An 11,186-nucleotide genomic window follows, 5' to 3' on the forward strand; every position below is an offset into this window, starting at 1 on the left:
CTTTCCATCCGCCACCAGAGGACGCCATGACTGCCAATTCCACTGCCCCCAGCCGCGCAGCCATCATCATCAATCCTGCCAAGCCGGTGGACATCGACGTGCGCGGCCTGGTGGCCAAGCACTGCGTGGAGAACGGCTGGGGCGAAACCCTCTGGTTCGAAACCACCAAGGAGGATCCCGGCGTCGGGCAGGCCAAGGAAGCGCTCGCCCAGGGCGCGGACATCGTGATTGCCGCCGGCGGCGACGGGACAGTCCGGTGCGTGGCGGAGGTCCTGTCCGGCGGAGACACCCCGATGGGCCTGCTTCCCCTCGGCACGGGAAACCTCCTGGCCCGCAACCTCGGCATGGATGTCACGGACTACGACGGCGCCATGGCCGGTGCGCTCATCGGCACCGAGCGGAAGATCGACGTCGTCCGGGCCCGCCGGAGCGATCCGGACAAGGAGCAGCTCTTCCTGGTGATGGCCGGAGTGGGGTATGACGCCACCATCATGGCCGACACCAACGAGGACCTCAAGGACAAGGTGGGGTGGCTGGCCTACGTGGATGCGGGCATCCGGAACCTGCCCGGCAAGCCGGTCAAGGCAACCATCGTGATTGACGGCCAAACCGTGGTGCACCGCGGCGTCCGCAGCGTGATGGTGGGCAACTGCGGCAAGGTGCAGGGCGGGCTGGAGATCTTTCCGGACGCCAAGGTCGATGACGGGCTGCTGGACGTTGCCGTCCTGGCGCCCCACCACGGAAAGCTGGGCTGGCTCTCAGTGCTTGCCGGGATGATCGGCAAGGGCCGCGGCAAGGACACGGCGGTGGAGTATTTCCAGGGCAAAACCGTGGAAGTTACCCTGGAACACAACGACGACTACCAGCTCGACGGCGACCACGAGGGCAAGGGCAAACACGTCCTGATGACCATGGAGCCGTCCGCCCTGACCCTGCGGATGTAACGCTGCGGATGTAACGCTGCGGCTCTAACCCTGCGGCGGTAGCTGGGCCAGCAGTTTCCCCCACCGCGGGTCCAGCAGCGGTGCCCCGGAAAGCTTGAGGGCATGCCACAGCGTCACGGCCACCGAATCCAGCACGGGCACCCCGGTGCTTTCCTCGATGCCGGCGGCGATGTTGGCGCCGTAGAGGTTGGTGCACAGATACACCAGGGCATCCGGCGCAGCCGCCGCCAGCTCCCGTGAGCCCGGGAGCATCTCGTCGTCGGTCACGCGCGCGAAGGATTCGTTGTCGCTCAAGCCCAGGGCACGGTGGTCCACGGTTTTGATCCCTTCCTGCTCGTAGGCGGCGATGACCCGGTGGTTGACGTCCTCCGTGTATGGCGTGAACAGGCCGATCCGCTCGGTGCCGAAGGACCGGAATGCCTCGAGGTACGCCAGGGTGGAGGTGGTAGCGGGGATGCCGGTGGCGTCGGTGATTTCACGTACGAGTTCCTCGTCGTGGGCTGATCCCAGCCAGGAGCCGGAGGTGCCGTTCCAGGCAATAACGTCCACATCCGCCGTCGCCAGGAGCCGGGCAGCCTCGCGCATCACCGCGGGGTCGAACTGCCGATCGGAGGAATCATCCAGGGCGATGCGGGTGACGGGGATCCGGGTGAAATGGACCGTAACGTCGGTGCGGGAGCCCAGGATCCGGTAGGTCTGGGGCTCAAGGCAGGTATTGGAGGACGGCACGATCATGCCGATGCGGATGGGGCGCGTAGTTGAGGGCATGGGGACTCCTAGAGGGCTGCGGCGTGGGCGGGGACGGCGGGAGTGGCCTGGTGCTGGCGGAAGCCGTTGCGGGGGATGAAGCGGCCGGCGGCGCCGGGGTCGTGGAAACCTTCGGCATCCAGCACCACCCGGCCGTTGGAAACAACGACGGCGGGCCAGCCGGTCAGGGCCTTCCCGTCAAAGGGCGAGAAATCCGTTCCCATGTGCAGGGCGGTGCCGTCCACCACACGTTCTTCTGTGGGGTCGAAGACCACCAGGTCGGCGTCGAATCCTTCGGCAATGCGTCCCTTGCCCGGAACAGCATTAATCCGTGCCGGGGCAGCGGAGAACGCTTCAACGAAGTCCTCCACTGAGGCGCCGGCGGAGGTCATCGCCGTAAACGTGACAGGCATCCGGGTCTCCACACCGGGCAGGCCGTGCGGCATAGCCCGCACATCGTCGGTGCGCTCGCGCTTCTGGGACAGGTCGTAGCAGGAGTGGTCCGAGGACATCGTGTGGATGGCCCCCGAGGCAAGCCGCTCCTTGAGTGCGGCCACCGTTGTGGCGTCGCGCATGGGCGGGCAGCAGGCGAACCACTCCGGGAAGGCCGAGCCGTAGACGGAGTCATCCAGCGTGACGTAGTGCGGGCAGGTTTCCGAGAAAGCATCCAGGCCCCGGGCACGTGCCTCCGCCACCAGGTCCACGGCACCCGGTGTTGACTGGTGGACGAAGTAGACGGGGGCACCGGTGTACTCAGCCATCGCCAGTGTTTCCTTGACCGAAATTTCCTCGGCGAGTTCGGGCCGGGTCCGGTGCAGGTGCGTGATGCCGATACGTCCGTCCTGGGCGTGCTGCTCGGTGCAGTCCGCAATGATCGGATCGTGCTCGGCATGGATGTAGGTCAGCCCGTCCAGGCGGACCATCTCCCGCATGACTTTCAGGATAGTGTCCCCGTCCGCCATGGTTGTGCCGCGGTTGGTGGTGTACATCTTCACCGAACGCACCCCCTCGGCGGCGAGCTGCTCCAGCTGCCACGGCACTGTTTCGTCCCAGCTGATGACAGCCCCATGGAGGGCCACATCGCACCTGGATTCGGTGGCCAGTTCCTTCTTGTGCAAGACGGCGGCAAGGGGTGTTTCCTGGGCGTCGCGGGGGATGCCGAAGTCGATGATGGTGGTGGTGCCGCCCCACAGGGCCGCGGTGGAGGTGGTGCGGTAGTCGTCCAGGGTGCGGAACCGGCCCGTTACCTGGGCTACGTGGCAGTGGCCATCCACTCCGCCGGGAATCACCAGGCGGCCGGCGGCGTCGATGGTCCGTGCAGCGGCCGGCACGGCTTCGGTAGCGTCGAGGAGTTGGGTGATGAGGCCGTCCTGCACCAGGATGTGGGCGTTCCGGCGGCCGGAGCTGTTGACTACGGTGGCGTTGGCAATGACGAGGTCTGGCTGGCGGGACATCGGTGTCCTCTTTCTCGAAATGAGGCGTTGGGGTTAGGCGGTTGGTGCCGGATGGACGGCGTGCTGGCGGGCGGCAAGGGCGGCGTCCAGGTTTTCGCTCAGTCCCTTGCGGCCCTTGACGGGCGGCGGAGCGAAGGCGCCGGCGCGGTGCGGTCCGGCCTGGAGCCCTGCCACCGCCTCGGCCATCCGGATGCCGGCGGAGATCCCGTCCACCACAGGCACGGGGATTTGCCCTGCGAGTTCCCGGGCGAGTCCCGCGAGCGGGGCTCCGGCGAGGATAACGACGTCGGCTCCGTCCTCCGCGACGGCCTGCCGGCTCAGTGCCAGGAGGGTTTCCTTGAAGTCCTGCTGGACCGAGCCGATGCTGTTGAGGGATTCGTTGATGGACCTGATGGAGGCCAGCCTTCCGGCCAGGCCGAACCGCTCCACGCAGTCGCGGTACCAGGGTTTGATCCGGTCCGAGATGGCAATGATGGAGAAGCGGTGGCCCTGCAGGGCGGCAGCGCACAGGGCAGCTTCGGTGATGCCGACGACGGGCACGTCAGCCAGTTCCTTGAGCGCGGGCATGCCGGGGTCGCCGAAGGCTGCCACCACAACCGCGTCCACGGGCTCGGCTCCCGGGCGGGTGTGCTCCGCGATGATTTCAGCCACGGCGCCGGCGGCAAGGAGGGATTCAAAGCGCGTCTCGATGTACTCCACGCCGTGGCCTGCGGTACGCACCAGCAGTTCGGTGCCGGCCGCAGCCGAGCGGAGGGCCTCGGATTCGATCAGGGCGGTGACATCGTCGCTGATGTTGGGGTTGATGACCAGGAGTCGCATTATTTCTTCCGGTGGAGTTGGGGTTCGGTTTTCTGGAAGTCCTCGGGAAACTGCTCGCGGTACTTGCCGATATGGGACGCGGATTGTGCTGCAGCCCGGTCCGGGTCTCCGCTGGCGATTGCCGCGTACAGCTCGCGGTGTTCGTGGATAAGTTCGGGCAGGTCGCTGACATGGCGGAACAACCAGTGCATCCGGCCCTGAAGGGGCTCCAGGGCCGACTTGAGGAAATTGTTGTCCGCGATGCCGGTGATGGCATCGTGGAATTCACTGTTGGCCCGGTGCGCCTCCATGACGGCCCCTTTGGCCAGGTAGCCTTCGGCGCTGTCCAGGAGTCCCAACAGGTAGGCGAGGTCCTTCTGGGTGGCCCGTTGTGCTGCAAGCCGGCACGCCAGGACTTCCAGGGACTGGCGGACGTCGAAGAGGTCTTCCACATCCTTGGGGCTCAATGAACTGACTTCCGCTCCGCGTGCCCCGCGGTCGCTGATGAGGCCTTCCTGGCGGAGCATGCGCAACGCTTCACGGACCGGCAGCCGGGATACGGAGAATTCTGCTGCGAGGTCGCGTTCCACCAGCCGGGTGCCGGGAGCGTAGTGTCCTTCAAAAATCCGGGTGCGGAGGGTGTCCCGGACAGTCTCGCGAAGGGGGCGGTCCTTGTCCTGGGTCTCTTCTGCGGTCAGCATGATGCTCCATTTTCGATTCTTGGTATGACACGGCTCCCGGCAGCGGGGGCGCGGATTGCGTATTGCCTCAGATGGCCAGCTTAGACAGGAAGCCGCTTGTTGTAATTCAGGGTCAGGACGGAGGCGCCCATGATGATTGCGGATCCCACGAAGTACAGCAGCGCCCAGGTGTAGGAGCCCGTGGCGCCAACAATGAGTCCGACGGCGATGGGTGTGACGAAGCCGGAAATGTTGCCGCTGAAGTTCATGGCGCCGCCCAGCACGCCGGCGTTGGTGCGCCCGCCCAGGATGGAGGGGATGCTCCAGAACAGGCCAACCCAGCGCAGGAAGAACATCACCAGGGAGAGCAGTACGACGGCGGTGGTGGGGTCTGCAACAACCGTGACGCCCACAAGGCCCCCGATGACCACGGCGCTGGAGATGCCCAGGAGCGTGCGCATGACGAGGTTGGCCGAGGCGCCGGCTGCCCGCCATTTGTCGGCGATGGTGCCGCCGATGATTTCGCCGACGAAGCCTGCACCGAAGATGACGAAGGTGGACCAGCCGATGGTCTTCAGGTCAAAGCCCTTGGCCTGGGCCAGGTAGAGCGGGCCCCAGGTCAGCAGGCCGTAGAAGACGCCGTTGAATCCCAGCCAGCCCAAGCACATCGCCCAGAAGGAACGGAACTTGAGGTAGGGGAGCAGTGCGCGCTTGCCCTGACCGCCGTCCAGCTTTGCCTCGGCGTCCTCGGCCGCGTGCGAGGCCTCGATGTAGGCGGCTTCGGCCTCGTTGACGCCGCGGTGCTCGCGGGGGTTGTCGCGGACGTACCACCAGACGGCCAGGCCCATCAGCACGGTGGCGGCACCGGCGATGACGAAGGACCAGCGCCAGCTGCCGGTGGAGGCGATCAGGGCTGCAATGATGATGCCGCCCAGCCCGGCGCCGAGTGGCGCACCGGCGTCCAGGATGGTGGCGCCGCGCCCGCGTTCGGACTTGTGCATCCAGATGGCGTTGAGTTTGCCGCCGGCAGGCATTACACCGGCTTCGGTGACTCCAATGCCCATCCGGGCGATGAACATGCTGAGGAATCCGCCGGCCATGCCTGAGGCGGCGGTGGCGGCGCCCCAGCCGATGCAGGAGGCGGTCATGACTTTGCGGGGCCCGAACTTGTCGATCAGCAAGCCCACCGGGATCTGCATCACGGCGTAGGTCCAGAAGAAGGCCGAGAGCAGGAGGCCCACCAGTTCAGGAGCGAGATTGAACTCCTTCTGGATGATCGGGAGCGCAACGGAAATCGAGCCGCGGTCAATGTAATTAACCGCAACCAGGACCAGCAGCAGCAGGAAGAGCTTCCAGCGGACGGCAGTGCGCCGTTGCACGCCGTCCTTGCCGGGTTCGCTTGATGGGTTGCCGGTGGTGCCTTCGGCAGCTGCCGGCGTTGTTTCAGTGTTGGGGATGGACACAGCTTCTCCTTCACGGGGAAGTTTACGGATAGGAAGGTACGAATCGTGTATGCGGACCGGGATGGCAAGGTGAAAGGCCCGCAGAGAGTAAGACAGGATCAGTACGGCGATCCGGAGCGCCGGACGGATGATCTCTTTTGGGATCCCAATTTGGGATCCCAAAATCAAAGGTAGGAGTGACGCGCGCCACTGTCAAGGGTTTTCGCATTCTGCGGGTGGAGGCCCCGCTAAATACGGATTGTGACTGCCCCAAATCCCAACCAGGTAGCGCCAAGTGTCGTTATGAAGCTCGAAAACGACACTTAGCGCTACTTAGTTGGGCGGGCGGCTACCGGGAAGAGCCGGCGCGCCGGTGCGCGAGGATTTCGGCGAGCTCTGCGAGCCGGTGGGCGCGGGCGGACTCTGCCGGCGTGAACGGTTCCCCGGGCCGGACGAAGGTGATGGGGCCATGCCAGGCGGTGGGGATCTTCAGGAGGGTCCCGGCGTCGTGCTTCTCCAGCACCGAATCTGCAGGGGTAAGGATCCTGGCTTGGAGGAGCTCGGCCACCGCCAGGGGGAGCTCGTCCGGTGCGTCGGCGATCCGCGCGGCGAGGCTGAGGGCCTTGGTCTGCCCGTCGGCCATGGCCAGGGCGGTGGTGGGCCAGACGTGCGAGCGGGTGCCGCCGCCGTCGTGCAGGGCGTCCAGGAGTTCGCGTTCACCCAGGTGCCCGGGAGCCGAAAGGACAAACTCGTCCAGCACGCCTCCGGCCACGGGGTGAACGTGGATGCTGAGGATATTGGTCCCGGTCCTCGCCAATGCCCGGGTCAGCTTTTGCAGGGACCCCGGCTCATCGCGCAGGACGGTCCGCGCCCGCCAGAGTGCCGGGGCCGCTCCCAGCTTCCGCCGGTGGCGCAACGCCGGAGCATGCAGCCACCCGCGCAGGATCCGGGCTGCCGACGGTTCGGCCACCCAGATCACCAGCACCGTGGCAGTGAGGGTGAGTACCAACACCTTGGCCACGTACGGCAGGTGGGTTTCCACCACCAGGGCGTGCACCAGGAGTTCGATGGGCAGCATCACGGCCACGTTGGCCAGGGTCAGCCGCGCTTTGGGAGGTTCGGGCATCATGCCGCAGACTTCGCAGCTCAATTCGGCCGCGGGCGTGTTCCGTGCGGGAGGCTTCATGTCTCAAGCATCGGCCGGGGCTGTTTCGGTGGTGTTGCCCCATGGTTCCATTCATGGGAACGCCATATCCGGCTGCGGAGGGCTGCGCCGTAGGATTTAGCAGGAACGTCAGCGCGGCCGCCCGATAGAAATCCACCCGCCCCGCAGGAAGGCGCCGCCCCTTGAAGCTGCTCGCCGAGATGTTCACTATTGGTCCCGGCAACAAGGACCACCACCCCGCGCTCCGGTGCGCCGTGGGAGTCTTCGTTCCGCTCCTCACGCTGGTGTTCCTGGGGCGGCTGGACCTGGCCATCTTCGCGTCCTTCGGCGCCTTCACCGGCATCTACGGCCGCGGCGAGCCCCACGGCACACGCTTCGCACTTCAGTTGCGCGCCGGTCTGCTGATGCTGGCCGTCATCCTGCTGGCCACGCTCGCGGCCCGGACTGCAACAGCCCTCAACCTCGACAGCGCCGGCACGGCCTGGCTCCTGGTTCCCGCCACCACCCTCGTGGCCGGCGCCTGTTCCCTGATCATCTCCTGGTGGCGGATCCGTCCCGCGGGCTCGCTGTTCCATATCTTCGCGTTTGCGGCCATCGCCTCCATTCCCAACCAACCGCCGCTGTGGCAGGCCATGCTGGTGGCCGTGCTCACCTCTGCGTTCTGCCTGCTGATCGGCTTCTCTGCCAGGGTCCTGCCCAGCCACCGGACCCCGTGGGTCCGGCCCCGGCGCGTCCGTCGCACGCCCAACGAGAAACGCGCGGCCTGGCTGGAGGGCCTGGGCTACCTCATCGCCGCCGGACTCGCCGGCTCCCTGGCCACCTGGGCGGGGGAGCTGCTGGGGTTCGGGCACAATTACTGGGCCATGGTCGCTGCCGTGGTGCCGCTGGTGGGGCACACCACCCGGCACCGCGTCCGCCGCGGCATCCAAAGGATCATCGGCACCATCCTTGGACTCGTAATCCTGGCCGGGATTGTGCTGCTGCACCTGGAGCCCTGGCAGACCGTGCTGGTGATGGCCCTGTGCCAGTTCGGGGCCGAAATGTTCATCATCCGCCAGTACCTGCTCGCCCAACTCTTCGTGACGCCCCTTGCCCTCATTTCCACCCTCCTGGTGGTGCCGTCCCCGCCCGACATCCTGCTCCGGGACCGCATCATCGAGACGGTGATCGGGGCCGCCGTCGGCATTGCCGTAGTGCTGGCACCAGACGCCTGGCGCCGCTTACGGGAACGTACGACGACGGGTCCCGGCAAGGTGGCCCAGTCCCCGCCGGCGCGGCAGGGGTAGGCTGGAAGCAGTCCATTGAACGGAAACGGGGTGCGCGGTGGCCAATTCCCCTTCCGGCGACTCCGTGGTGGACCGGATTGTCCGCCTGATCGCCGCGTTTCCGCAGGATGTGGGCGCGCTCCAGCTCTCCGAACTCGCCGAACGCGCCGGGCTGCCACTGACCACCACCCACCGCCTGGTCCGCCAACTCGCCGGACACGGACTGCTCGATACCGGCCCCGGCGGTACGGTCCAGCCGGGACTCCGCCTCTGGGAGCTCGTGAACCGGACGTCCCCGGCGCTGGCGCTGCGCCAGGTCGCGATGCCGTTTATGGAGGACATCCAGCACGTCCTGAACCAGAACGTGAACCTGGCGGTGCTGGACGGCTGGGAGGCGCTTTTTGTGGAGCGGCTGTCCCGGCGCGGTTCGGTGGCCAACCGCGCCCAGGTGGCGGGCCGGATGCCGGTCCATATCTCGTCCGCGGGGCTGGCATTGATGGCCCACCAGGACAGGTCGCTCCAAGCCGAATACCTGGACCAGTTCGTTGATCCCGACGGGAAGCTCATCAAGGAGGACGTCCGGACCCTGCTGGCCGAAACGGCCCATCAGGGCTTCGCCCAACTGAAAGGTGTGGTGGATCCGGACACGTGGGGGATTGCTGTCCCCGTGTTCAACCGCAAGCAACGTGCGGTGGCATCGCTCGGCGTCGTGGTTCCTTTGCGCGAGATGCGCCTGCAGGCCCTGGTGCCAGCGCTGCAGACAGCTGCCCGCGGCATCGCCCGCCAGCTGGCTGACTCCTAGCGGACCATTCAACGGAATTTCCGTGTCGGGAATCACCATCGGTGGCGCACACTGATTGCCAGACCCACCAGCCCGGCACCGCCCCTGCGGAGCCCCGCAACGAAGCGAGACACGCCATGCCAGCACGCAAGACCATCACCACCCAGGTGGCCATCATGGGAGCCGGGCCCGCCGGGCTGATGCTCTCCCACCTGCTGGCGAAATCGGGCATCGAGTCCACGGTCATCGAAGTCCGCAGCCACGAGGACATCGCCCACACCGTCCGCGCCGGCATCCTGGAACACGGCACCGTCAACCTGCTGGTGGACAGCGGAGTCTCGGACCGGGTGCTGCGCCAGGGCGACCGGCACGACGGCATCGAACTGCGTTTCAACGGCGAGAGCCACCGCGTGGACTTCAAGGACCTCGTGGGCGAATCCGTGTGGCTGTACCCGCAGACGGACGTCTTCCTGGACCTCGCCGCACGCAGGAAGGACGACGGCGGCGACGTCCGCTACAGCGTCACGGACACTTCCGTCCACGATCTTGAGGGCAAACCCAAGGTCTGGTTCACCGACGCCGACGGCGTGGAGTTCGAGATCCAGGCGGACTTCCTGGTGGGCGCGGACGGTTCCCGCAGCCACTGCCGGTTCCAGATTCCGGAGGCGCACCGCAAGTGGTACTTCCACGAGTACCCCTTCGCCTGGTTCGGGATCCTCGCCGAAGCGCCGCGCAGCTCGGATGAGCTGATCTATGCCAACTCGGACAACGGCTTCGCCCTGATCAGCCAGCGCACCGAGACGGTGCAGCGGATGTACTTCCAGTGCGATCCCAAGGAGAACGTGGCGGAGTGGGATGACGACCGGATCTGGGCCGAGTTCCGCAGCCGGGTCAACGGCAACGGCTTTGAGCTGAAGGAGGGGCCGGTCATCGAGAAGATGGTGCTGCCGTTCCGCAGCTTCGTCCACACGCCCATGCGGCACGGCAACCTGTTCCTTGCAGGGGACGCCGCGCACACCGTTCCGCCCACCGGGGCCAAGGGCCTGAACCTGGCCATCCATGACGTCAAGGTGCTCTTGGAAGGGCTGGACAGCCACTACAACTCCGGCTCGGACCGGCTGCTGGAGACCTATAGCGACCGCGCGCTGGAGCGCGTATGGAAGGCCCAGCAGTTCTCCTACTGGATGACCACCATGCTGCACACCCCCGCCGGCGCCGACGACTTCTCCCGCGCCCGGCAACTGGGTGAACTCCACTCTGTGGTGACTTCCCGGCACGGCATGGCCTACCTCGCCGAGGCCTACACCGGCTGGCCCGGCGCGAGCTAACCCAGCAGCCGCCGGACTGCTGCAGCGATGGCTGCAGTGTCGGGCTGCTCATCGCGCCTGACGGTGAGCAGATGGAGCAGCACGCCGTCACCGTAATCAGCCACGTCCCGGGCACGGGCCGGTGCGTCGGCTATCCCCAGCGCGGCGATGGCCTGCTCCAGGCCGCCCACCAGCCGGAAGTGCCCGGCCGTTACCGACCCGGGCTTGTCCAGCGAGAGCGCCAGCCGGGCGCGGGTGAGGCCTGCGTGCTGGCCGGCCAGGGCGGTCACCAGGGCGGACAGTTGACCTGCCAGCTCCTCTATATTCTGCGGGGGACCGGCCGGCCCCTGGTCCTGGAGGAGTGCCGCGTCCAGCTGCTCCAGGCGGTCCAGAACCGCTTCAACGAGGGCGGCGCGGCTCCGGTAGTAGTTGGACGTGGTGCCTTCCGTCAGGTTCGCTGCCGCGTCCACCGCCCGGTGCGTGAGGCCCTTCATTCCCTTGGCGGCCACCACCATAAGGGCAGCGTCCAGCAGTTGGGTCCGGCGGTCAGGCATGCGCTCAGTGTAATTGCCTCTTCCGGTTCACTACAAAAGTAGTAAAATC

General features: G+C 66.6%; 11 protein-coding genes. 4 read left to right on the plus strand and 7 right to left on the minus strand.

The genetic code is table 11. The features are described from left to right. The first annotated feature begins 26 nt into the window (after positions 1-26). On the plus strand, positions 27-944 hold the full coding sequence (locus QRN11_RS01740; RefSeq protein WP_091419508.1) for a diacylglycerol/lipid kinase family protein: 918 nt from the start codon (positions 27-29) through the stop codon (positions 942-944). Positions 945-968: 24 nt separating this feature from the next. On the opposite strand, the gene QRN11_RS01745 is transcribed toward QRN11_RS01740, so the two are convergent. From QRN11_RS01745 to QRN11_RS01770, 6 genes are all read right to left on the minus strand, one after another. After that, entirely contained in the window at positions 969-1,712 is a 744-nt protein-coding gene (locus tag QRN11_RS01745; RefSeq protein ID WP_285249618.1) for a maleate cis-trans isomerase family protein, read from the minus strand. Between the two features lie 8 nt (positions 1,713-1,720). Further along, a complete protein-coding gene (locus tag QRN11_RS01750) occupies positions 1,721-3,145 on the minus strand; it encodes an amidohydrolase family protein (protein WP_285249619.1) in 1,425 nt (474 codons plus the stop codon). A gap of 33 nt (positions 3,146-3,178) precedes the next feature. Then, positions 3,179-3,964: an aspartate/glutamate racemase family protein gene (locus tag QRN11_RS01755; RefSeq protein WP_285249620.1), complete on the minus strand. Its 786-nt coding sequence runs from the start codon at positions 3,962-3,964 to the stop codon at positions 3,179-3,181. After that, positions 3,964-4,644 carry a GntR family transcriptional regulator gene (locus QRN11_RS01760; RefSeq protein ID WP_285249621.1) on the minus strand — a complete coding sequence of 227 codons (681 nt, stop codon included), beginning with the start codon at positions 4,642-4,644 and terminating at the stop codon, positions 3,964-3,966. Before QRN11_RS01760 ends, QRN11_RS01755 begins: the two co-directional genes overlap by 1 nt. Positions 4,645-4,724: 80 nt before the next feature. Then, on the minus strand, positions 4,725-6,086 hold the full coding sequence (locus QRN11_RS01765) for an MFS transporter (RefSeq protein ID WP_285249622.1): 1,362 nt from the start codon (positions 6,084-6,086) through the stop codon (positions 4,725-4,727). A gap of 328 nt (positions 6,087-6,414) precedes the next feature. Beyond that, positions 6,415-7,251, minus strand: coding sequence for an ACT domain-containing protein (locus QRN11_RS01770; RefSeq protein ID WP_285249623.1), 837 nt, complete (start codon positions 7,249-7,251; stop codon positions 6,415-6,417). 161 nt (positions 7,252-7,412) lie between these two features. On the opposite strand from QRN11_RS01770, the gene QRN11_RS01775 reads away from it, so the two are divergent. The 3 genes from QRN11_RS01775 to QRN11_RS01785 all read left to right on the plus strand — a co-directional run bounded on the left by QRN11_RS01775 (position 7,413) and on the right by QRN11_RS01785 (position 10,604). After that, the gene (locus QRN11_RS01775) at positions 7,413-8,516 is read left to right on the plus strand and encodes an FUSC family protein (protein WP_285249624.1); all 1,104 of its coding nucleotides are present in this window, start codon (positions 7,413-7,415) and stop codon (positions 8,514-8,516) included. A gap of 37 nt (positions 8,517-8,553) precedes the next feature. Next, a complete protein-coding gene (locus QRN11_RS01780) occupies positions 8,554-9,297 on the plus strand; it encodes an IclR family transcriptional regulator (protein WP_285249625.1) in 744 nt (247 codons plus the stop codon). A 116-nt stretch (positions 9,298-9,413) separates the two neighbouring features. Further along, positions 9,414-10,604 carry a 4-hydroxybenzoate 3-monooxygenase gene (locus QRN11_RS01785; RefSeq protein WP_285249626.1) on the plus strand — a complete coding sequence of 397 codons (1,191 nt, stop codon included), beginning with the start codon at positions 9,414-9,416 and terminating at the stop codon, positions 10,602-10,604. On the opposite strand, the gene QRN11_RS01790 is transcribed toward QRN11_RS01785, so the two are convergent. Continuing rightward, positions 10,601-11,137 (minus strand): TetR/AcrR family transcriptional regulator, encoded by a 537-nt coding sequence (locus QRN11_RS01790; protein ID WP_285249627.1) that lies wholly within the window; start codon positions 11,135-11,137, stop codon positions 10,601-10,603. The genes QRN11_RS01785 and QRN11_RS01790 overlap by 4 nt on opposite strands. Positions 11,138-11,186 lie beyond the last annotated feature (49 nt).

Origin of the sequence: Pseudarthrobacter sp. fls2-241-R2A-168, assembly GCF_030209335.1 — a bacterium.
Taxonomy (GTDB): domain Bacteria; phylum Actinomycetota; class Actinomycetes; order Actinomycetales; family Micrococcaceae; genus Arthrobacter.

What these genes read in the sequence shown, in the direction of transcription:
- QRN11_RS01785 (WP_285249626.1), top strand. Translation starts at nt 9,414, where the DNA reads ATGCCAGCACGCAAGACCATCACCACCCAGGTGGCCATCATGGGAGCC.
- QRN11_RS01740 (WP_091419508.1), top strand. Translation starts at nt 27, where the DNA reads ATGACTGCCAATTCCACTGCCCCCAGCCGCGCAGCCATCATCATCAAT.
- QRN11_RS01755 (WP_285249620.1), bottom strand. Translation starts at nt 3,964, where the DNA reads ATGCGACTCCTGGTCATCAACCCCAACATCAGCGACGATGTCACCGCC.
- QRN11_RS01760 (WP_285249621.1), bottom strand. Translation starts at nt 4,644, where the DNA reads ATGCTGACCGCAGAAGAGACCCAGGACAAGGACCGCCCCCTTCGCGAG.
- QRN11_RS01750 (WP_285249619.1), bottom strand. Translation starts at nt 3,145, where the DNA reads ATGTCCCGCCAGCCAGACCTCGTCATTGCCAACGCCACCGTAGTCAAC.
- QRN11_RS01745 (WP_285249618.1), bottom strand. Translation starts at nt 1,712, where the DNA reads ATGCCCTCAACTACGCGCCCCATCCGCATCGGCATGATCGTGCCGTCC.
- QRN11_RS01770 (WP_285249623.1), bottom strand. Translation starts at nt 7,251, where the DNA reads ATGAAGCCTCCCGCACGGAACACGCCCGCGGCCGAATTGAGCTGCGAA.
- QRN11_RS01790 (WP_285249627.1), bottom strand. Translation starts at nt 11,137, where the DNA reads ATGCCTGACCGCCGGACCCAACTGCTGGACGCTGCCCTTATGGTGGTG.